The 21,406-nt window shown below is 72.3% G+C and carries 14 protein-coding genes and 1 pseudogene; 12 read left to right on the forward strand and 3 right to left on the reverse strand.

Going from position 1 to position 21,406, the window contains the following annotated elements; genetic code table 11:
- The first annotated feature begins 138 nt into the window (after positions 1 to 138).
- Positions 139 to 1,428, forward strand: coding sequence for a citrate synthase (locus AC0665_RS06130; RefSeq protein ID WP_468409292.1), 1,290 nt, complete (start codon positions 139 to 141; stop codon positions 1,426 to 1,428).
- Between the two features lie 723 nt (positions 1,429 to 2,151).
- Here AC0665_RS06130 and AC0665_RS06135 read toward each other — a convergent pair.
- Both AC0665_RS06135 and AC0665_RS06140 read right to left on the reverse strand, forming a co-directional pair.
- On the reverse strand, positions 2,152 to 4,398 hold the full coding sequence (locus AC0665_RS06135) for a heavy metal translocating P-type ATPase (protein ID WP_478704512.1): 2,247 nt from the start codon (positions 4,396 to 4,398) through the stop codon (positions 2,152 to 2,154).
- Positions 4,399 to 4,541: 143 nt separating this feature from the next.
- The gene (locus AC0665_RS06140) at positions 4,542 to 4,781 is read right to left on the reverse strand and encodes a heavy-metal-associated domain-containing protein (RefSeq protein ID WP_363121851.1); all 240 of its coding nucleotides are present in this window, start codon (positions 4,779 to 4,781) and stop codon (positions 4,542 to 4,544) included.
- Positions 4,782 to 5,029: 248 nt separating this feature from the next.
- Here AC0665_RS06140 and AC0665_RS06145 point away from each other — a divergent pair, with 248 nt between their 5' ends.
- Positions 5,030 to 6,073 (forward strand): zinc-dependent alcohol dehydrogenase family protein, encoded by a 1,044-nt coding sequence (locus AC0665_RS06145; RefSeq protein WP_478602127.1) that lies wholly within the window; start codon positions 5,030 to 5,032, stop codon positions 6,071 to 6,073.
- A 58-nt stretch (positions 6,074 to 6,131) separates the two neighbouring features.
- Here the strand turns inward: AC0665_RS06145 and AC0665_RS06150 are convergent, their stop codons facing one another.
- Complete coding sequence (locus AC0665_RS06150; RefSeq protein ID WP_234847426.1) at positions 6,132 to 6,332, reverse strand: helix-turn-helix transcriptional regulator; 201 nt, start codon at positions 6,330 to 6,332, stop codon at positions 6,132 to 6,134.
- Positions 6,333 to 6,692: 360 nt separating this feature from the next.
- Here AC0665_RS06150 and iolC point away from each other — a divergent pair, with 360 nt between their 5' ends.
- From iolC to AC0665_RS06200, 10 genes and pseudogenes are all read left to right on the forward strand, one after another.
- Positions 6,693 to 7,643, forward strand: a complete 951-nt coding sequence (gene iolC / locus AC0665_RS06155) for a 5-dehydro-2-deoxygluconokinase (RefSeq protein WP_478602129.1) — start codon at positions 6,693 to 6,695, stop codon at positions 7,641 to 7,643.
- Positions 7,640 to 8,521, forward strand: coding sequence for a Cgl0159 family (beta/alpha)8-fold protein (locus AC0665_RS06160; protein ID WP_478704513.1), 882 nt, complete (start codon positions 7,640 to 7,642; stop codon positions 8,519 to 8,521). Before iolC ends, AC0665_RS06160 begins: the two co-directional genes overlap by 4 nt.
- Before the next feature lie 10 nt (positions 8,522 to 8,531).
- A pseudogene (locus AC0665_RS06165) lies at positions 8,532 to 8,834 on the forward strand (5-deoxy-glucuronate isomerase); the annotation flags it as partial.
- Positions 8,835 to 8,983: 149 nt separating this feature from the next.
- The gene (gene iolD / locus AC0665_RS06170) at positions 8,984 to 10,870 is read left to right on the forward strand and encodes a 3D-(3,5/4)-trihydroxycyclohexane-1,2-dione acylhydrolase (decyclizing) (protein ID WP_478704514.1); all 1,887 of its coding nucleotides are present in this window, start codon (positions 8,984 to 8,986) and stop codon (positions 10,868 to 10,870) included.
- A gap of 14 nt (positions 10,871 to 10,884) precedes the next feature.
- Positions 10,885 to 12,387, forward strand: a complete 1,503-nt coding sequence (gene mmsA / locus AC0665_RS06175; protein WP_468633521.1) for a CoA-acylating methylmalonate-semialdehyde dehydrogenase — start codon at positions 10,885 to 10,887, stop codon at positions 12,385 to 12,387.
- 192 nt (positions 12,388 to 12,579) lie between these two features.
- The gene (locus AC0665_RS06180; RefSeq protein ID WP_478704515.1) at positions 12,580 to 13,983 is read left to right on the forward strand and encodes an APC family permease; all 1,404 of its coding nucleotides are present in this window, start codon (positions 12,580 to 12,582) and stop codon (positions 13,981 to 13,983) included.
- 183 nt (positions 13,984 to 14,166) lie between these two features.
- Positions 14,167 to 16,824: a CocE/NonD family hydrolase gene (locus AC0665_RS06185; RefSeq protein WP_478704516.1), complete on the forward strand. Its 2,658-nt coding sequence runs from the start codon at positions 14,167 to 14,169 to the stop codon at positions 16,822 to 16,824.
- Positions 16,821 to 17,687: an ABC transporter permease gene (locus AC0665_RS06190; RefSeq protein ID WP_468409273.1), complete on the forward strand. Its 867-nt coding sequence runs from the start codon at positions 16,821 to 16,823 to the stop codon at positions 17,685 to 17,687. The genes AC0665_RS06185 and AC0665_RS06190 overlap by 4 nt, the downstream gene beginning before the upstream one ends.
- Before the next feature lie 160 nt (positions 17,688 to 17,847).
- Positions 17,848 to 19,347 (forward strand): vWA domain-containing protein, encoded by a 1,500-nt coding sequence (locus AC0665_RS06195; protein WP_478704517.1) that lies wholly within the window; start codon positions 17,848 to 17,850, stop codon positions 19,345 to 19,347.
- A gap of 96 nt (positions 19,348 to 19,443) precedes the next feature.
- Positions 19,444 to 21,369, forward strand: a complete 1,926-nt coding sequence (locus AC0665_RS06200) for an AMP-dependent synthetase/ligase (protein ID WP_478704518.1) — start codon at positions 19,444 to 19,446, stop codon at positions 21,367 to 21,369.
- The last annotated feature ends 37 nt before the right edge of the window (positions 21,370 to 21,406 follow it).

Here is a 21,406-nt window from a genome sequence, read left to right on the forward strand (position 1 = left end):
ATGAGCAAGTTGACGGCACTCAGTGCCGTCGATAGGCCCGATGGTCGACCCCGAGTGCACTCTCCTGAGCCAAGTGGGGGATGGTAGAGACAGTCAGGGCAACCTCGAAGATGAGGCACAACGTCGGTGAGGGAAGACGTGAGCGACAACTCTGTAGTACTGCGGTACGGCGACGGCGAGTACACCTACCCGGTGATCGACAGCACCGTCGGTGACAAGGGCTTCGACATCGGAAAGCTCCGCGCCCAGACCGGTCTGGTGACGCTGGACAGCGGCTACGGCAACACGGCCGCGTACAAATCCGCCGTCACGTACCTGGACGGCGAAGCGGGCATCCTGCGGTACCGCGGCTACCCGATCGAGCAGCTGGCCGAGCGCTCCACCTTCCTGGAGGTCGCCTACCTGCTGATCAACGGCGAGCTGCCGACGGTCGACGAGCTCTCGACGTTCAAGAACGACATCACGCAGCACACCCTGCTGCACGAGGACGTCAAGAACTTCTACAAGGGCTTCCCGCGCGACGCCCACCCGATGGCCATGCTGTCCTCGGTCGTCTCGGCGCTGTCCACGTTCTACCAGGACAGCCACAACCCGTTCGACGAGCGCCAGCGCAACCTCTCCACGATCCGCCTGCTCGCCAAGCTTCCGACGATCGCCGCGTACGCGTACAAGAAGTCGATCGGTCACCCGTTCGTCTACCCGCGCAACGACCTCGGCTACGTCGAGAACTTCCTCCGCATGACCTTCTCGGTCCCCGCGCAGGAGTACGAGCTGGACCCGACCGTGGTCTCCGCGCTCGACAAGCTGCTGATCCTGCACGCGGACCACGAGCAGAACTGCTCGACCTCCACGGTCCGCCTGGTCGGCTCCTCGCAGGCGAACATGTTCGCCTCGATCTCCGCCGGCATCAACGCTCTGTGGGGCCCGCTGCACGGCGGCGCCAACCAGTCCGTGCTGGAGATGCTGGAGGGCATCCGCGACTCCGGCGGCGACGTCGACTCCTTCATCCGCAAGGTGAAGAACAAGGAGGACGGCGTCCGCCTGATGGGCTTCGGCCACCGGGTCTACAAGAACTTCGACCCGCGCGCCAAGATCATCAAGGCCGCCGCGCACGACGTGCTGTCCGCCCTCGGCAAGTCCGACGAGCTGCTGGACATCGCGCTGAAGCTGGAGGAGCACGCGCTCTCCGACGACTACTTCGTCTCGCGCAGCCTCTACCCGAACGTCGACTTCTACACCGGCCTGATCTACCGGGCCATGGGCTTCCCGACCGAGATGTTCACGGTCCTGTTCGCCCTCGGCCGGCTGCCGGGCTGGATCGCCCAGTGGCACGAGATGATCAAGGAGCCGGGCTCCCGCATCGGCCGCCCGCGCCAGATCTACACCGGCGTGGTCGAGCGCGACTTCGTTCCCGTCGAGGAGCGCTGAGACACCCGGACCGCTTCGCCCCCGTATCCGCTTGCCGGGTGCGGGGGCTTTCGCGTGCTCCGGCGCGCGGGTTCCGGGCGCGCGTCGTCCGGGCACCTGATCCCCGCGGGTGATGATCGCACGATCTCTTACGCAATTTCTTACGCAATGAAGAAGGCGCCCCGGCGTCGGTCCCCCCACGGGCCGACGTCCAGGGCGCCTTCCCAGTCCCGGTACGGATTCCCCCCACGGGATCCGGCCGGGCGTCTGTGAGGACAGCGCCTGAATCGCTGTGAGCACAACGAGCAGAACTCGTCGTACTGCGGTACTGCGGTGGTGCGCGCTTCGCCGGGACAGCGCACGCCCGGGAGGGCCGCTCAAAGCTTCCCGGCGTACGTGCCCCGGCAACGCTCCCCCAAGCTCTCAGCTTCGTTCGAGCAGGGAGGCACCCCCAACTGGAGAAGTCCCCCAAGACATCTCCAGGTGCCAGGTGGCGCCCCCCAAGACGCTGCCTGACATCGTCAACTTAGACCTTCGAACCCCTTCGATGGTTACGTTCACATCACTGTGATCTGCGTCTCTTGCGTATGTCCGTTAGCTGCGCAAGAGCCCGGATATAGCGGTTCGAGACCCAAGCGTAAGGATGCTGCGCGAGCCTTGTGAAGAGCTTATGTGAGCCGGGCCCGGGACTCCAGAGGGGCTCAAATCACGTTCGCCGTGAACTTGGGCGGAATTCGGGCGAGTTCACCTAAATGTCCGCAGCCGCAGACTGTTCGTGACGACGAAGACCGACGAGAAGGCCATCGCGGCCCCGGCGATCATCGGATTGAGCAGGCCGGCGGCGGCCAGCGGCAGCGCGGCCACGTTGTAGCCGAAGGCCCACAGCAGGTTGCCCTTGATCGTGGCCAGCGTCCGCCGGGAGAGCCGGATGGCGTCCGCCGCGACCCGCAGATCGCCGCGGACCAGCGTCAGGTCGCCCGCCTCGATCGCCGCGTCGGTGCCGGTGCCCAGGGCCAGCCCCAGATCGGCGGTGGCGAGGGCCGCCGCGTCGTTGACGCCGTCGCCCACCATGGCGACGACCCGCCCCTCGGCCTGGAGCCGGCGTACCGCGTCGACCTTGTCCTCGGGCAGGACCTCGGCCACGACCTTCTCGATCCCCACGGCCGCGGCCACCGCCTCGGCGACCGCGCGGTTGTCCCCGGTCAGGAGCACCGGTGTGAGCCCCAGCGCGCGCAGGTCGCGCACGGCCTCGGCGCTGGTCTCCTTGACCGTGTCCGCGACGGCCAGCACGGCCCGCGCCGTCCCGTCCCAGCCGGCCACGACGGCCGTGTGCCCGGCCCGCTCGGCCTCGTCCCGCGCGCGGGCCAGCTCCGGCGGCACGTCGTCGAAGAGCCGCCCCACGGCGACCTCACGGCCCTCCACACGGCCGCGTACGCCCCGTCCGGGGACGTTCTCGAACCCGTCGACGTCCGGGAGCCGCCCGGCCCTCTCCTCGGCGCCCAGGGCGATCGCCCGGGCGACGGGGTGCTCGGAGGCGTGCTCGACGGCGCCCGCGAGCCGCAGCACCTCCTTCTCGTCGGCGCCCTCGGCGAGACGGACCTCCTGGAGGGCCATCCGGCCGGTGGTGACGGTGCCCGTCTTGTCCAGGACGACGGTGTCGACCCGGCGGGTGGACTCCAGCACCTCCGGGCCCTTGATCAGGATGCCGAGCTGGGCGCCGCGGCCCGTGCCGACCATCAGCGCGGTCGGGGTGGCCAGACCCAGCGCGCACGGGCAGGCGATGATCAGCACCGCGACGCCCGCGGTGAACGCGGCGACGCCGTCGCCCGTCAGTCCGAGCCAGGCCCCGGCCGTGGCGACGGCGATCAGCAGCACCGCCGGCACGAAGACCCCGGAGATCCGGTCGGCGAGCCGCTGCACCTCGGCCTTGCCGTTCTGCGCCTCCTCCACCAGCTTCGCCATCCGCGCGAGCCGGGTGTCGGCGCCGACCCGGGTGGCCTCGACGACCAGCCGCCCGCCCGCGTTGACCGTGGCGCCGGTGACCGCGTCCCCGGGCGCCACGTCCACCGGCACCGACTCGCCCGTCAGCATCGAGGCGTCCACGGCACAGGTGCCCTCGACGACCGTGCCGTCGGTGGCGATCTTCTCGCCGGGCCGTACGACGAACCGGTCGCCGACGGCCAGGCGCCGCGCCGGGATCCGCACCTCGCGTCCGTCCCGCAGCACGGCCACGTCCTTGGCGCCCAGGTCCATCAGCGCCCTGAGCGCCGCGCCCGCACGACGCTTGGAACGGGCCTCCAGGTAGCGGCCCAGCAGGATGAAGGCGGTGACCCCGGAGGCGACCTCCAGGTAGATCGAGGAGGCGCCGTCCCCGCGCGAGACGGTGAGCTCGAAGGGGTGCCGCATGCCCGGCATGCCCGCGTCACCGAGGAACAGCGCCCACAGGGACCAGCCGAACGCCGCCAGGGTGCCCAGGGAGACCAGCGTGTCCATGGTGGCGGCGCCGTGCCGGGCGTTCGTCCAGGCCGCCCGGTGGAAGGGCAGCCCGCCCCAGACCACGACCGGCGCGGCGAGGGTGAGCGAGAGCCACTGCCAGTTGTCGAACTGGAGCGCGGGGACCATCGCCAGAAGGATCACCGGCACGGCGAGGGCCGCGGAGACGGTCAGGCGACGGCCCAGGGCCGACAGCTCGGGATCCTGGTCCTCGGCCCCGGCGGGGGAGTCCTCCTCGCGCGGGGGCGCCGGTTCCTCGGCGGTGTACCCGGTCTTCACCACGGTGGCGATCAGGTCGGCGACCTCGGTGCCCTCGGGGCAGGTGATCCGGGCCTTCTCCGTCGCGTAGTTCACCGTGGCGGTGACGCCGTCCATGCGGTTCAGCTTCTTCTCGACCCGGGCCGCGCAGGACGCGCAGGTCATCCCGCCGATGAGCAGCTCGACCTCGGTGAGGGCCGGCTCGCGGCCGGCCGACGCATGGGCGGTGGTGCTGGTCATGTCCTCACTCCAGGAGATGCGGGGGGCCCGCACAGCGCACGGGCCGTACGGGCCGGGGGCGCCGGCGTACGGCCCGTACACGGGTACGAGTGCCAGGACCGGCGCGTCTCAGACCCGGCCGGCCGGGGGCGGGCTCGGGAGGCTCAGGCCCGGCCGGCCAGTTCGAAGCCGGCCTCGTCGACGGCGGCGCGCACGGCCTCGTCGTCCAGCGGGGCCGCCGAGACGACGGTGACCTCGCCGGTCTTGGCGACGGCCGTCACGGACGTCACGCCGGACAGCTGGGAGATCTCGCCGGAGACCGCGCCCTCGCAGTGTCCGCAGCTCATGCCGCTCACCTTGAAGACGGTGGTGACGGGGCCCGTGGTGTCGGTCTGGGCGGTCATGTCGTTACTCCTCGTCGAGGCGTGTGGGGCTGTGGGGTCCCTTGGGGATCCGCACCTCCCACTGTACCCCTAGGGGGTATCGGTTCTCGAAGCCGGCCACCGACGCGGCGCCCGGGTCGGCACGCCCTCCGGCGCACGCTAGCGTTCCGCCGGGACGTACGCCGGGCAGGCCCGGACCTGCCGGGGGTGCGCGCTCGCCCTGCGCTCACCGGAGCCCGGGTGCGACACGACGAAAGGCGGGTGGACCCATGCGGGCCGTGGTGTTCGAGCGGTACGGGGAGGCGGCCGAGGTGCGGGACGTCCCCGACCCGGAGCCCGCCGAGCACGGGGTGGTCGTACGGGTCGAGGCCACCGGCCTGTGCCGCAGCGACTGGCACGGCTGGCAGGGTCACGACCCGGACATCACGCTGCCGCACGTGCCCGGGCACGAACTGGCCGGGGTCGTCGAGGCCGTCGGGGCCCGGGTGACCGGGTGGCGGCCGGGCGACCGGGTCACCGTGCCGTTCATCTGCGCGTGCGGCGGCTGCCCGTCCTGCGCGGCGGGCGACCACCAGGTCTGCGAGCGCCAGACCCAGCCCGGCTTCACCCACTGGGGCTCCTTCGCCCAGTACGTGGCGCTGGACCACGCCGACGTCAACCTCGTGGCACTGCCCGGGGAGCTGTCCTTCGCGACGGCGGCCTCACTCGGCTGCCGGTTCGCCACCGCGTACCGGGCGGTGGTGCAGCGGGGCCGGGTCGCGGCGGGGGAGTGGGTGGCGGTGCACGGCTGCGGCGGGGCCGGGCTGTCGGCCGTAATGATCGCGGCCGCGTCGGGCGCCCGGGTCGTGGCGGTCGACGTGTCGCCCGCGGCCCTCGACCTCGCGCGACGGTTCGGCGCGGCGCACTGCGTCGACGCGACGGGCGGGGCGGACACCGCGGCGGCGGTCCGCGAGCTGACCGGCGGTGGCGCCCACCTCTCCCTCGACGCCCTCGGCTCGCCCGGCACCTGCGCCGCCTCCGTGAACGGCCTGCGCCGCCGCGGCCGGCACGTCCAGATCGGGCTGCTGCCCTCACCGGCCGGCACGACCCCCGTGCCGATGGCCCGGGCGATCGCCCTGGAGCTCGAACTCCTCGGCAGCCACGGCATGGCCGCGCACGGCTACCCGCCGATGCTGGAGCTGGTCCGCAGCGGTGTCCTGCGCCCCGACCTGCTGGTGACGTCCACGATCACGCTGGACGAGGTCCCGACCGCGCTGGCGGCGATGGGGACGGCGCCGGCGGCGGGCGTGACGGTCGTCGAGCCGTGGAGCTGAGGCGCCCGGCCGTGCCCCGCGCCAGGGCGGGGCACCGGACCGGCACAGGGGGGCGGGGTCAGTCCGCTCTTCGGCCGCGGTTGCCGGGCCGGGAGGCGACCCAGGCCCGGACCGTGTCGGCGTACCAGTAGGGCTTGCCGCCCTCGACATGGTCGGGCGGGGGCAGCAGCCCGTGCTTGCGGTAGGACCGGACGGTGTCCGGCTGCACCCTGATGTGTGCCGCGATCTCCTTGTAGGACCAGAGCCTTCGGTCGGTCATGACGTGCACCTCCCCGCGCGCACCGCGGCGGCGGCCGTGGACGGCCGTCCGGGGGAGCCGGGCGCTGCGCTGGCGATCAACAAGCCTGTGCCCGGTCAACGACACCCCCCGGGGCGGGGCAGGGCCTGTGCGCCGGGTGTGACGGAAGACCCGCGTACGTGCGACATGTGTGACGAGAGGGAGGCGTTTGTGACACAGCCGGGGCAAAGCGCCGCGTCCGGCCGTCGGCGGGGCGCCTTGACTCGGAGGGACACGGGAAAGCGCTGTCGTCATCTCGTCCGAATGTCCGGACAAAACATTGACAGGGCCTTCCTGAGGGGGCTACAAAGCCGGGGAGAGCCGAGCGCCGAGGGGACACCGATGCCGTACGACCTGATCACCATGGGGCGGATCGGAGTGGATCTGTATCCGCTCCAGACGGGCGTCCCGTTGCCGCAGGTCACCTCCTTCGGCAAGTTCCTCGGCGGTTCGGCGAGCAATGTCGCGGTCGCCGCGGCCCGTCTGGGACGGCGCACCGCGGTGATCACCCGTACCGGCGACGACCCCTTCGGCGTCTACCTCCACCAAGCCCTGAGGGACTTCGGCGTCGACGACCGCTGGGTCACCCCGGTCCCCGGCCTGCCCACCCCGGTCACGTTCTGCGAGGTCTTCCCGCCGGACGACTTCCCGCTGTACTTCTACCGGCAGCCCAAGGCCCCCGACCTGGAGATCGACGCCCACGACCTCGACCTGGACGCCGTCCGCGACGCCCGCGTCTTCTGGGTCACGGGCACCGGTCTGAGCGAGGAGCCCAGCCGCACGGCGACCCTCGCGGCCCTCGCCCACCGCGCCAAGACCGGCACCACGGTCTTCGACCTCGACTGGCGTCCGATGTTCTGGAAGGACCCGGACGCGGCCCGCCCCTTCTACACCGAGGCCCTGCGCCACACCACCGTCGCCGTCGGCAACCTCGACGAGGTGGAGGTCGCCACCGGCGTGCGCGAGCCCCACGCCGCCGCCCGCGCCCTCCTGGACGCCGGTGTCGAGCTGGCCGTCGTCAAGCAGGGCCCCAAGGGCGTGCTCGCGGTGAACAGCGCCGGCGAGAGCGCCGAGGTCCCGCCGCTGCCGGTGGACGTCCTCAACGGCCTCGGGGCCGGCGACGCCTTCGGCGGCTGCCTCGTCCACGGTCTGCTGGCCGGCTGGGACCTGGAGAAGACCATGCGGCACGCCAACGCCGCCGGTGCCATCGTCGCCTCCCGTCTGGAGTGCTCCTCCGCCATGCCCACCCCGGACGAGATCGAGACGGCCGTCGCCGCGGGGGCCGTCCGGTGACCGTCGACGTCGCGGAACTCGTCCGCCTGCGCAGCCACCGCCCGGAGGCGATCGCCGAGGCCGCCGCCCGCCGACCCCGCCGGCCACTGCTGAACGACACCGGCCGCCTGATGATCGTGGCCGCCGACCACCCGGCCCGGGGCGCCCTCGGCGTCGGCGGCCGCGCCATGGCCATGGCCAACCGCGCCGACCTCCTCGAACGCCTCTGCCTGGCCCTGTCCCGCCCGGGCGTCGACGGAGTCCTCGCCACCGCCGACATCCTCGACGACCTGCTGCTGCTCGGCGCCCTCGACGGCAAGGTCGTCCTGGGCTCCATGAACCGCGGCGGCCTCCAGGGCGCGCGCTTCGAACTCGACGACCGCTTCACCGGCCACCGCCCCGAGGACATCGAGCGTCTGGGCTTCGACGCGGGCAAGCTGCTGCTGCGCATCGACTACGACGACCCGGGCTCCCTGACCACCCTGGAGTCGACCGCCCGGGCCGTCGACGCCATGGCCGCCCGCGGACTCCCCGTCTTCGTCGAGCCGTTCCTCAGCCGCCGCGACGGGACGGGCCGGCTGCGCAACGACCTCTCCGCCGAAGCCGTCACCAAGTCGATCGCCATCGCCTCAGGACTCGGCGGCACCTCCGCCTACACCTGGCTGAAGGTGCCGGTCACCGACAACCCCGACGACATGGCCGAGGTCATGGCGGCCTCCACGCTGCCCGCCGTGCTGCTCGGCGGCGAGGTGGGCGACGATCAGGACGGGGCCTACGAGAAGTGGCGCGGCGCCCTCCAACTGCCCACCGTGTGCGGGCTGGTCGTGGGACGTTCCCTGCTGTACCCGGCGGACGGCGACGTGGCCGCCGCCGTGGACACCGCCGTCGGACTGCTGTGAGGGCCGTGCCATGACCGGTGAGCTGTACGTCCCCGCGGGCACCACCGCCGACGCCAACCACGTCCCGGACATCGCCCCCGAGCGGCCCGGCCGGACGCACAGCAGCCTGCGCGAGAAGTTCCCCCTCCCGGGCACATGGAGCGTGCGCGCGTCGGTCACCGACCTCGCGTACACGCCCCGTGACGCCCGGGCCCAGATCGCCTCCGGCGCGGGAGGCCGCTTTGCTTTGGCAGGAGCGAAGTGCGAGCGACAACTCCCCGCCCGCTACGGCCCCGCGCCGGAGGTCCCCGTCGACGAACGCGGCAGCCGCACCCGCCCGTTCACCCACGTCCCGGCGGGTGCGCCGGGACCGGCGGCCCGAACGCGCCGGCCCGCCGGCCCGTACTCCCCTCGCGTGAGGGCACGCCCGGCGTCCTCACGGTGGTCCGTTCCGCAGACGCCGCTTCCCACGGAGGGGTACCGATGACCGCGCAGACGACCAGGCTGACGGTGGCCCAGGCCCTCGTCCGCTTCCTCGCCGCCCAGTACACCGAACGCGACGGTCTCCGGCAGCGGCTCATCGGAGCCACCTGGGGCATCTTCGGCCACGGCAACGTCGCCGGCATCGGCCAGGCGCTCCTGGAGCACAGCGCGCGGATGCCGTACCACCAGGGCCGCAACGAGCAGGCCATGGTGCACGCGGCGGTCGGCTACGCCCGCCAGTCCAACCGCCTCTCCACGCACGCCGTCACGACCTCCATCGGCCCCGGCGCCACCAACCTCGTCACCGGCGCCGCCCTCGCGACCGTCAACCACCTGCCGGTGCTGCTCCTGCCCGGCGACACCTTCGCCGGCCGCCCCGCCGACCCGGTCCTCCAGCAGCTCGAAGTGCCGTACGCGGGCGATGTGTCGGTCAACGACTGCCTGCGCCCGGTGTCGAGGTACTTCGACCGGATCACCCGGCCCGAGGCCCTGATCCCCTCCGCGCTGAACGCGATGCGGGTGCTCACCGACCCCGTCGAGACCGGCGCCGTCACCCTCGCCCTGCCGCAGGACGTGCAGGCCGAGGCGTACGACTGGCCGGAGGAGTTCTTCGCCGAGCGCGTGTGGACCGTACGGCGTCCCGGGGCCGATCCGACGGAAGTGGCCGGGGCCGTGCGGGCTATCCGGGCGGCGAAGCGGCCGCTGGTCGTCGCGGGCGGCGGTGTCCACCACAGCCGGGCGGAGCGAGCACTCGCCGAGTTCGCCGAGACCACCGGCATCCCCGTCGCCTCCACCCAGGCCGGCAAGGGCTCCCTGTGCCACGACCACCCCCAGGACGTCGGCGGCATCGGCCACACCGGCACGGCCACCGCGGACGAACTGGCCCGCACCGCCGACCTGGTGATCGGCGTCGGCACCCGCTACACCGACTTCACCACCGCCTCCGGCACGCTCTTCTCGAACCCCGGCGTGCGGTTCCTCAACCTCAACATCGCGCCCTTCGACGGCCACAAGCTCGCCGGGCAGCCGCTGATCGCGGACGCCCGCAGCGGTCTCGAGGAGCTGACCGAGAGGCTGGAGATGCACAGCCACCGGGTGGCGCCGTCGTACGTCACCGAGTACACCGAGGACAAGGAGCGCTGGGAGCAGCGCGTCGACGCCTGCTACGAGGTGGACGAGCCCGACATCCGCCCGACCCAGCCGCAGATCCTCGGCGTCCTCGACGAGATCGTCGACGCGTCGGACATCCTCATCAACGCCGCCGGTTCCCTCCCCGGCGACCTGCACAAACTGTGGCGGACCCGGTCGCGGGACCAGTACCACCTCGAGTACGGCTACTCCTGCATGGGCTACGAGATCCCGGCCGCCATCGGCGTGAAGCTGGCCGCCCCGGACCGGCCGGTGTGGGCGCTGGTCGGCGACGGCACCTATCTGATGATGCCGACGGAGATCGTGACGGCCGTGCAGGAGGGCGTCGCGATCAAGGTCCTGATCATCCAGAACCACGGCTACGCCTCCATCGGCGGCCTGTCCGAGTCGGTCGGCGGCGAGCGGTTCGGCACCGCCTACCGCTACCCGTCCGAGGACGGCTCGTACACCGGGCCGCCGCTGCCCGTGGACCTCGCGGCCAACGCGGCCAGCCTCGGCATGCGCGTGCTGCGCGCCAAGAGCGTGCGGGACCTGCGGGAGGCCCTCGCCGAGGCCCGGGCGGCCGACACTCCCACATGTGTCTACGTCGAGACCCGAACGGCAGACACAGTGTCGGGCGCGCCTCCGGCGCAGGCCTGGTGGGATGTACCCGTGGCCGAGACCGCGACACGGCCGTCCGCGGTCAAGGCACGTGAGCTGTACGAACGGCACGTCTCCACCCGACGCCGCCATCTGTGAAGGAGTTCCCGGCCATGACGAAGATCGTCAACCACTGGATCGGCGGCAAGACCGTCGAAGGCGCCTCGGGCACGTACGGGCCGGTGACCAACCCGGCGACCGGCGAGGTGACGACGAAGGTCGCGTTCGCCTCGGTCGAGGAGGTGGACGCGGCGGTCGCCGCCGCCAAGGAGGCCTACCTGACCTGGGGCCAGTCCTCGCTGGCCCAGCGCACCTCGATCCTGTTCGCGTTCCGCGCGCTGCTGGACGCCAACCGGGACGCGATCGCCGAGCTGATCACCGCCGAGCACGGCAAGGTCCACTCCGACGCCCTCGGCGAGGTCGCGCGCGGCCTGGAGATCGTCGACCTGGCCTGCGGCATCAGCGTGCAGCTGAAGGGCGAGCTGTCCACGCAGGTCGCCAGCCGCGTCGACGTCTCCTCGATCCGCCAGCCGCTCGGTGTCGTCGCGGGCATCACCCCGTTCAACTTCCCGGCGATGGTGCCGATGTGGATGTTCCCCCTCGCCATCGCGTGCGGCAACACCTTCGTGCTGAAGCCGTCCGAGAAGGACCCGTCGGCGTCCCTCAAGATCGCCGAGCTGCTCGCCGAGGCGGGTCTGCCCGACGGCGTCTTCAACGTCGTCCACGGCGACAAGGTGGCCGTCGACCGCCTCCTGGAGCACCCGGACGTCAAGGCCGTCTCGTTCGTCGGCTCCACCCCGATCGCCCGCTACATCCACACCACCGCCTCCGCCAACGGCAAGCGCGTCCAGGCCCTCGGCGGCGCCAAGAACCACATGCTGGTCCTCCCGGACGCCGACCTCGACGCGGCCGCCGACGCCGCCGTCTCGGCCGCCTACGGCTCCGCCGGCGAGCGCTGCATGGCCATCTCCGCGGTCGTCGCCGTCGGCGCGATCGGCGACGAACTCGTGGAGAAGATCCGCGAGCGCGCCGAGAAGATCAAGATCGGCCCCGGCGACGACCCGGCCTCCGAGATGGGCCCGCTCATCACCAAGGTCCACCGCGACAAGGTGGCGTCCTACGTCGAGGGCGCGGCGGCCGAGGGCTGCGAGGTCGTCCTGGACGGCACCGGGTACACGGTCGACGGCTTCGAGGACGGCCACTGGATCGGCATCTCGCTGCTGGACAAGGTGCCCACGTCCGCCAAGGCGTACCGGGACGAGATCTTCGGCCCGGTCCTGTGCGTGCTGCGCGCGGAGACCTACGAGGAGGCCCTGGACCTGATCAACGCCTCGCCGTTCGGCAACGGCACCGCGATCTTCACCCGGGACGGCGGCGCGGCCCGCCGCTTCCAGCTGGAGGTCGAGGCCGGCATGGTCGGCGTGAACGTCCCGATCCCGGTCCCCGTCGGCTACCACTCCTTCGGCGGCTGGAAAGACTCGCTCTTCGGCGACCACCACATCTACGGCAACGACGGCACGCACTTCTACACCCGCGGCAAGGTCGTCACCACCCGCTGGCCCGACCCGGCCGACGCCCCGGCGGGCGTGGACCTGGGCTTCCCGCGCAACCACTGAGGTTTTTTCTCCGGGGGCGCCTGCGGTTACCGCAGGCGCCCCCGTCCCTTTCCCCGCCCACCACTTGTGCTCAAAACGACAGTCGGTGCGCTTATCCGCTGCGGATTTCGTAGGCAAACACCCATTGACGTGTTGCTTTTCGTCGGTGTTCGATGCTCGGCACGTTCACCGCCGAGCCGAGGGAACCGCCGCATGACCGATACGCTCCGCCCCGTCGAGACCGCCGTCGCGCAGGCGCCGGAGAGTCGTCCGGGGAAGCTCAAGCGCTCCATCGGAGTGGTCGGCGGCACCCTGCTGACCCTTTCCTGCGTGACCCCCGCCTCCACCCTCTTCGTGGTGGTCCCCGACCTGTTCGGCTCGCTCGGCACCGCCACCGCCCTCACCATCGCCATCGGCTCGCTGCTCTGCGTCGCCGTGGCGTTCTGCTACTCGGAGCTGGGCACCCTCATCCCCAGCGCCGGCGGCGAGTACGCCATGGTCTCGACGATGGCCGGGCGGCTCGCGGGCTGGCTGGTGTTCGTCCTGTCCCTGCTGGTGGTGATGATCGTCCCGCCGGTCATCGCCATGGGCACGGCCGACTACCTCGCCCCGCTCGTGCACCTCGACCCGTCCTGGACGGGCGCCTCGGTCATGCTCCTCGCGACCCTGGCCGGGCTGCTCGACCTGCGGGCCAACGCCTGGATCACGGGCGTCTTCCTGGTCCTGGAGGTCATCGCCGCGGCCGTGGTGGCGGTCCTGGGCTTCGCCCACGCCGAGCGCGGCGCAGACAGCCTGGTCTCGATGCAGGTGGCGGGCCCCAGCGGCGCCCCGGACGCCGTAGCGGCCCTCCTGGTGGTCTCCGGCCTGGCCATCGCCCTGTTCGTCACCCAGGGCTTCTCCACCGCCGTCTACCTCTCCGAGGAACTGGAGAACCCCCGCCGCTCGGTGGCCCGTACGGTCCTCGCCACGCTGGCCATCTCCACCGTGATCATCCTGGTCCCGGTCGCGGCCATCACCCTGGGCGCACCGGACCTCGCCGCCCTGACCGGCGGGGACATCTCCGCCATGGTCACCGCCTGGTCCAACTCCGCCGTCGGCACGTTCGTCAGCCTCTGCGTGGCCCTGGCGATCATCAACGCGGGCATCGTCATGGTCATCCAGAACTCCCGCGTGCTGTTCGCCTCGTCCCGCGACAAGGCCTGGCCCGAGCCCGTCAACGCCCTCTTCTCCCGCCTCGGCCGCTTCGGCTCGCCCTGGGTCTCCACCCTCGCGGTCGGCATCCCCGGCGCGGCCCTGTGCTTCGTCAACCTCGACACCCTCTACGGCGTCACCGGCGTCTCGGTGACGGGCATGTACCTGCTGGTCGCGATCGCCGCGCTGCTGTCCCGGCGCGGAGCCCACCGGCACACCCAGGCCTGGCGCATGCCGCTGTGGCCGGCGGCCCCGCTCCTCCTGATCGTGGTCCTGCTCTACATCCTGATCCAGCAGGACCCGGCGTACCTGCTGTGGACCGGCGGCATCACAGCGGCAGCGACCCTGTACTGGGCCCTCTACCTCCGCCCGCGCAGGGAAACACGCTGGCTGGTGTCGGTACCGGAGGACGAACAGGCCCTTTAGGGGCGCGGAGCACTGCGCGACCAGCCACCACGCACCCGCACCCGGCAACGCACAGCCCTCGCCGAACTCGAAGCCGTACACCACCCGCAGTACGCCGCAGACTCCGTGTACACCCCTGGAAGGCCCCCCACTTCGGCCTCCGGTCGACAACTGTTCGACAGCTTCACCCCGTACCGTTGACGCATGGATCTTCGACTGCCCGGACTCCGCGGGCTGACCCGGCGACCCCGGCGCCTCATGGCCGCCGGGGCCGCTGTCGTCGTGCTCGCCGGAGCGGGCACATGGACCGCCGTCGCGGACGACGACGCACCCCCGGTCCACCGCGAAGACCGGACCCTGCCCACCGGCGACGGCATCCGCATCGACACCTCCTTCTTCACCTCGGGAGGAGACGGCCGCCGCCCCGCCGTCCTGCTCGGGCACGGCTTCGGCGGCAGCAAGAACGACGTACGACAGCAGGCCGAGGACCTCGCCCGGGACGGCTACGCGGTCCTGACCTGGTCGGCCCGCGGCTTCGGCACCTCGAACGGAAAGATCGGGCTGAACGACCCCCGGGGCGAGGTCGCCGACGTCTCGAAGCTCATCGACTGGCTGGCGAGGCAGCCCCAGGTCGAGCTCGACCGGAAGGGCGACCCCCGCGTCGGCATGGCCGGCGGCTCCTACGGCGGCGCCATCGCCCTGCTCACCGCCGGGCACGACAAGCGCGTGGACGCCATCGCCCCGGCGATCACCTACTGGAACCTCGCCGACGCCCTCTTCCCGAACGGCGTGTTCAAGAAGCTCTGGGCCGGCATCTTCGTCAACTCCGGCGGCGGCTGCGAGAAGTTCGAACCGGCGCTGTGCCGCATGTACGAGCGGGTCGCCGAGTCGGGCGAGCCGGACGCCGAGGCGCGCAAGCTGCTTCAGGAGCGTTCGCCGTCCGCGGTCGGCGAGAGCATCAAGGTGCCGACCCTGCTGACGCAGGGCCAGTCCGACTCCCTCTTCCCGCTCGGCCAGGCCGACCGGGCAGCGAAGGCGATCCGCGCCAACGGCGCCCCCGTCGACGTCGACTGGATCGCCGGCGGCCACGACGGCGGCGACATGGAGACCGGCCGCGTCCAGGCCCGCGTGAAGAACTGGTTCGACCGCTACCTCGAGGACGACAAGGGCGCCGGCACCGGCCCCGCCTTCCGCGTCACCCGCACCCTCGGCACGGGTTCCGGCGACGGCGAACCCCGCCTGACCGGAGTGACCTCGGACCGCTACCCGGGCCTGGAGGCCAAGCAGCGCTCCCTCGCCCTGGCCGGCCGCGAGCAGAGCTTCGACAACCCGCCCGGCGCCAGCCCGCCCGGTGTCTCCGCCCTGCCCGGCCTCGGCGGCGCCGGCGGTCTCAGCCAGCTGTCCACCCTCGGCATCGGCGTCTCCCTCGACTTCCCGGGCCAGTTCGCCGCGTTCGAGTCGGCGCCGCAGCGCGAGGACCTCCAGATCACCGGCTCGCCCACGGCGACCGTCCATGTGAAGTCCACCAGCGACGACGCCGTGCTCTTCGCCAAGCTCTACGACGTCGGCCCGGGCGGCGGCACCCGGCAGGTGCTGCCCTCCCAGCTCGTGACGCCCCTGAGGGTCGAGGGCGCCAAGGCCGGCAAGGACGTCCGCATCACGCTCCCGGCGATCGACCACGAGATCGACGACGGGCACCGGCTGCGCCTCGTCCTCGCCTCCACGGACCTCGGCTACGCCTCCCCGACGGCCCCGGCGACGTACACCGTCTCCCTCAAGGGCGACCTGAACGTCCCCTCCGCGCTCGGGCAGCGCGACAACGGGGCCGGGCTGCCCGCGTGGGTGTGGTGGCTGCCGCTCGCCGGTGCCGCCGTCGCCCTGGCACTGCTCCTCACCGGCCGCCGCCGCACGGCCGCCCCGGCCCCGCCGGACCCCGCGCTGACCGACGTCCCCCTCCAGATCACCGACCTGGCCAAGCGCTACGCCAAGGCGTCGGACCGGTACGCCGTCAAGGACCTCTCCTTCCGCGTGGAACAGGGTCAGGTCCTCGGCCTGCTCGGCCCCAACGGCGCCGGGAAGACGACCACCCTGCGCATGCTGATGGGCCTGATCAGGCCCGACGGCGGCGAGATCCGCGTCTTCGGCCACGCCATCGGCCCCGGCGCACCGGTCCTGTCCCGGGTCGGCGCCTTCGTCGAGGGCGCGGGCTTCCTGCCGCACCTGTCCGGCCGCGAGAACCTGGAGCTGTACTGGCGCGCCACCGGCCGCCCGCCCGAGGACGCGCACCTGGAGGAGGCCCTGGAGATCGCGGGCCTGGGCGACGCCCTCGCCCGCGCGGTGCGCACCTACTCCCAGGGCATGCGCCAGCGCCTGGCCATCGCCCAGGCCATGCTCGGCCTTCCGGACCTGCTCATCCTCGACGAGCCCACCAACGGCCTGGACCCGCCCCAGATCCGCGAGATGCGCGAGGTGATGATCCGCTACGCCGCCGCCGGCCGCACGGTCATCGCCTCCAGCCACCTCCTCGCGGAGGTCGAGCAGACCTGCACCCACCTGGTCGTGATGGACCACGGCCGGCTCGTCCAGGCGGGCCCGGTCGCGGACATCGTCGGCTCGGGCGACACCCTCCTCGTGGGCACGGCCGCGCCCGTGGACGAGCCCGTCCTGGAGAAGGTCACCGCCCTGCCCGGCGTCGCCTCGGCCGTGCGCGCCGACGAGGGCCTGCTCGTGCGGCTCGACGCCGGCGGCACCCCGCAGCGTCTGGTCGCCGACCTCGTGCGGCTGGACGTGGCGGTCACGTCGGTCGGCCCGCACCGCCGCCTGGAGGACGCCTTCCTCACCCTGATCGGAGCCGAAGCATGAGCACGCTCGCCGAGCCGCCCGCCGAGGTCGCCGACGGCTACCGCGCGGGCCGCACCCTGCCCTTGCGCGTCGAGCTGGTCCGCCAGCTCAAGCGGCGCCGCACGCAGGTCATGGCCGGCGTCCTGGTCGCCCTGCCGGTCATTCTGCTCATCGCCTTCCAGGTCGGCGGCGACCCGGGCGGCAACAACAACCGCATCAACCTCATGGACACGGCCACCGCGTCCGGGGCCAACTTCGCCGCGGTCAACCTCTTCTCCGCGGCCGGCTTCCTGCTCGTCATCCCCGTCGCCCTGTTCTGCGGCGACACCGTCGCCTCGGAGGCGAGCTGGTCCTCCCTGCGCTACCTGCTCGCGGCCCCCGTGCCCCGGGCCCGGCTGCTGTGGTCCAAGCTCGTCGTCGGACTCACCCTGAGCCTGGCCGCGATGGTCCTGCTCCCGGTCGTCGCCCTCGCCGTCGGCACGGCCGCCTACGGCTGGGGCCCGCTCGAACTGCCCACCGGCGGCAGTCTGTCCACCGGTACGGCGGCCCAGCGGCTGCTGATCGTCGTCGCCTACATCATGGTGTCCCAACTGGTCACCGCCGCCCTGGCGTTCTGGCTGTCCACCCGCACGGACGCCCCGCTCGGCGCGGTCGGCGGCGCGGTGTTCCTCACCATCATCGGCAGCGTCCTCGACGAGGTGACGGCCCTCGGCGACTGGCGCCACTTCCTGCCCGCGCACTGGCAGTACGCCTGGCTCGACGCCGTCCGGCCGCAGCTGGAGTGGACGGACATGATCCAGGGCACCTCGATCTCCGTGACCTACGCGCTGGTGCTGTTCGCCCTGGCCTTCCGCGGTTTCGCCCGCAAGGACGTCGTCTCGTAGGCCGTGTCCGCGAAGTCAACGGAGGGTCACCCCCCGGTCTCGACGGCCGGTCCCGTGGCCTCTTCGAGACGCATCCGCAACGCCCCGTAACGCACGTTGTGGCCCCCTGCGCCGTCACAGTCGCAAGAAGCCGACGCCGACGGATGCGGGGGTACGGACGATGGAGCGGTTCCGGACACGGACAGCGCTGCTCGCGCTCATGGCGGCGAGCGGCCTGCTGCTCGGCGCGTGCGGCGGGGGCGCCGACACCGGCGAGAGCAGCAAGGCAGCCGACCGCCACGGCTACGACGGGGGCCGCCACGCACCCGCCGACAGCCAGGAAGCCGACGAACGGGACGGCCGCCGGGAGGATGCCGGCCACCTCTCCACCTTCGCCCTCGACGTCGACACCGCCTCCTACGACTACGCCCGCCGCGCCCTCGCCGACGGCCGGCTGCCCGACCCCTCGACGGTCCGCCCCGAGGAGTTCGTCAACAGCTTCCGCCAGGACTACGAACGCCCCGGCGGCGACGGTTTCTCGGTCACCGTCGACGGTGCCCGCACCGGCGAGGAGGACTGGTCGCTGGTCCGTGTCGGCCTCGCCACCCGCACCGCCGGGCGCACCGGCGAACGCCCGCCCGCCGCCCTCACCTTCGTCATCGACGTCTCCGGCTCGATGGCCGAACCGGGCCGTCTGGACCTCGCCCGGGAATCCCTCACGGTGATGACGGACCGGCTGCGCGACGACGACTCGATCGCGCTCGTCACCTTCAGCGACGAGGCCGAGACCGTCCTGCCCATGACCCGGCTGGGCGGCAACCGCGACGAGATCCGGGACGCCGTCGACGATCTGGACGTACAGGACTCCACCAACCTCGGCGCGGGCGTCGAGACCGGCTACGAAACGGCCGTCGAGGGCCTGCGCGAGGGCGCCACCAACCGGGTCGTCCTCATCTCCGACGCCCTCGCCAACACCGGCGACACCGACGCGGAGACGATTCTGGAGAGGATCGCCGGTGAACGCCGCGAGCACGGCATCACCCTCTTCGGCGTCGGCGTCGGCAGCGACTACGGCGACGCCCTGATGGAGCAGCTGGCCGACAAGGGCGACGGCCACACCGCCTATGTGTCCGACTCCCGCGAGGCCCGCAAGGTCTTCTCCGAGCAGCTCCCGCGCCATGTCGACCTCACCGCCCGCGACGCCAAGGCGCAGGTCGCCTTCGACCCCGAGACGGTCGAGGAGTTCCGTCTCGTCGGCTACGACAACCGCCGGGTCGACGACGAGGACTTCCGCGACGACCGCGTCGACGGCGGCGAGGTCGGTCCGGGCCACACCGTCACCGCCCTCTACGCCGTGCGCACCAGGGCGGGCGCCCGGGGTCATCTCGCCACCGCCACGGTCCGCTGGCTCGACCCCCGCACCCGTGACCCGCACGAGGAGACCGGCGACCTGGAGGCCGGCGCCCTCGACGACTCGGTCTGGAGCGCCGGCCGCGGCCTGCGGACCACCGCCACGGCCGCCTACTTCGCCGACGCCCTCGGCCACCACGAGCCGTCCCTGCCCGACGCCCCGGGGCTGCGCGAACTCGCCGAACGCGCCCACGACTTGGCGGACCGAACGGAGAGCGAGGAACTGCGCACGCTCGCCGAGGCGATCGACACCGCGAAGCGCCTGACGTGACCCCGGCCCCTTGACCTGTGCTTACTTCTGAGTAAGTTGACTCCGGAGTAAGTAAGTACGGCAGCACGTCAGCCTCATCCGCGACCGGGAGCCGTCATGGGCGTACGCAAGGATCTGCAACGGGCGAAACAGCGCACCGGCCTGGCGATCCGCACGAAGGCCGAGACCGTCAGGGACGAGCGGGGCGTCGTCCGCGAGGCCCGGGTGGCTCCCCTCGCACCCCGCCCGGCGACCGGCAGCATCGCCGACATCCCGTACACCAACGCGGCCGAGGCCCCCGACGCCGTGGTCCTGCGCCGCGAACGGCACGGCGTCTGGCGACCCGTCACGGCGGCGGCCTTCGCCCGCGAGGTCACCGCCGTGGCCAAGGGCCTGATCGCGGCCGGCCTCGAACCGGGCGGCCGCGTGGCGGTGATGTCCCGCACCCGCTACGAGTGGACGGTCCTGGACTTCGCGATCTGGTCCGCCGGCGGCCAGACCGTCCCGGTCTACGCCACCTCCTCCGCCGACCAGGTGGAGTGGATCGTCCGCGACTCGGGCGCCCGGTACGTCGTCACCGAGACCGCGGAGAACGCCGGCACGGTCCTGACCGGCACGGCCGGCCACCCCGAACCCCCGCGCGTCTGGCAGCTCGACGGCGGCGCCCTCGACGACCTCACCGCCCTGGGCCGCGACCTCACCGACGAGGAGGTCACCAAGCGCCGCACCGCCCTGACCCCCGACACGACCGCGACCCTGTGCTACACCTCCGGCACCACCGGCCGCCCCAAGGGCTGCGTCCTCACCCACGCCAACCTGCACGCCGAGGCCGGCAACACGGTCGAGCTGCTGCACCCCCTGTTCAAGGAGGTCACCGGCGAGACCGCCTCGACGCTCCTGTTCCTCCCGCTCGCCCACATCCTCGGCCGCACCCTCCAGATCGCCTGCCTGATGGCCCGGATCGAGATCGGCCACTTCCCGAGCATCAAGCCCAATGAACTGCGCCCGGCCCTCAGGGCGTTCCGGCCGACCTTCCTGGTCGGGGTGCCGTACCTCTTCGAGAAGATCCACGACACCGGCCGCGCCACCGCCGAGAAGCTGGGCCGCGGCGCCTCCTTCGAGCGCGCCCACCGCATCGCCGTCCGCTTCGGCGCGGCCCACATGGACCGGTTCCTGGGCAGGGGCAAGGGCCCCGGCCCCGCCCTGCGCGCCGCGCACGCGCTGTACGACCTGCTGGTCTACCGCCGCATCCGCAAGGAACTGGGCGGCCGCATGCGCTACGCCATCAGCGGCGGCAGCCCCCTCGACCGCGACCTCAACCTCTTCTTCTACGCGGCCGGCATCCTGATCTACGAGGGCTACGGCCTCACCGAGACGACCGCCGCCGCCACCATCGTCCCGCCCCTGGATCCCCGCCCCGGCACGGTCGGCCTGCCGGTACCCGGCACCACCGTCCGCATCGCCGACGACGGCGAGGTCCTCATCAAGGGCGGCATCGTCTTCGGCGCCTACTGGAACAACCCGCAGGCGACCGGGGAGGTCCTGGACGACGGCTGGTTCTCCACCGGCGACCTGGGCTCACTCGACGAGGACGGCTACCTCACCATCACCGGCCGCAAGAAGGACATCCTCGTCACCACCGGCGGCAAGAACGTCTCTCCGGCCGTCCTGGAGGACCGTCTGCGCAGCCGCCCGCCGGTCGGCCAGTGCCTCGTCGTCGGCGACAACCGCCCCTATGTCGCCGCCCTGATCACCCTCGACCCCGAGGCCCTCGCCCACTGGCTCGCGGTCCGCGAACTCCCCGCCGACACCCCGCTGTCCGAGCTCGTGCACGACGAACGCCTGCGCGCCTACGTCCAGAAGGCCGTGGACCACGCCAACGAGGCCGTCTCGCGCGCCGAGTCGATCCGCGCCTTCACCCTCGTCGAGGGCGAGTTCACCGAGGAGAACGGACTGCTGACCCCGTCCCTGAAGGTCAAGCGCCAGGCGGCGACGGCCGCGTACGCGGACGCCGTCGAAGCGCTGTACGCGGCCAAGGGCTGAACACCACGAGGGCGGGCCGCCGGGCAACCGCCCGGCG

It is taken from the genome of Streptomyces sp. NPDC043685, assembly GCF_056436585.1.

Bases quoted from the DNA above. Each gene is read 5' to 3' on its own strand.
- AC0665_RS06190 (WP_468409273.1), top strand. From the start codon at position 16,821: ATGAGCACGCTCGCCGAGCCGCCCGCCGAGGTCGCCGACGGCTACCGC.
- AC0665_RS06140 (WP_363121851.1), bottom strand. From the start codon at position 4,781: ATGACCGCCCAGACCGACACCACGGGCCCCGTCACCACCGTCTTCAAG.
- AC0665_RS06150 (WP_234847426.1), bottom strand. From the start codon at position 6,332: ATGACCGACCGAAGGCTCTGGTCCTACAAGGAGATCGCGGCACACATC.
- AC0665_RS06135 (WP_478704512.1), bottom strand. From the start codon at position 4,398: ATGACCAGCACCACCGCCCATGCGTCGGCCGGCCGCGAGCCGGCCCTC.
- AC0665_RS06180 (WP_478704515.1), top strand. From the start codon at position 12,580: ATGACCGATACGCTCCGCCCCGTCGAGACCGCCGTCGCGCAGGCGCCG.
- AC0665_RS06195 (WP_478704517.1), top strand. From the start codon at position 17,848: ATGGAGCGGTTCCGGACACGGACAGCGCTGCTCGCGCTCATGGCGGCG.
- iolD (WP_478704514.1), top strand. From the start codon at position 8,984: ATGACCGCGCAGACGACCAGGCTGACGGTGGCCCAGGCCCTCGTCCGC.
- AC0665_RS06200 (WP_478704518.1), top strand. From the start codon at position 19,444: ATGGGCGTACGCAAGGATCTGCAACGGGCGAAACAGCGCACCGGCCTG.
- iolC (WP_478602129.1), top strand. From the start codon at position 6,693: ATGCCGTACGACCTGATCACCATGGGGCGGATCGGAGTGGATCTGTAT.
- mmsA (WP_468633521.1), top strand. From the start codon at position 10,885: ATGACGAAGATCGTCAACCACTGGATCGGCGGCAAGACCGTCGAAGGC.
- AC0665_RS06145 (WP_478602127.1), top strand. From the start codon at position 5,030: ATGCGGGCCGTGGTGTTCGAGCGGTACGGGGAGGCGGCCGAGGTGCGG.
- AC0665_RS06185 (WP_478704516.1), top strand. From the start codon at position 14,167: ATGGATCTTCGACTGCCCGGACTCCGCGGGCTGACCCGGCGACCCCGG.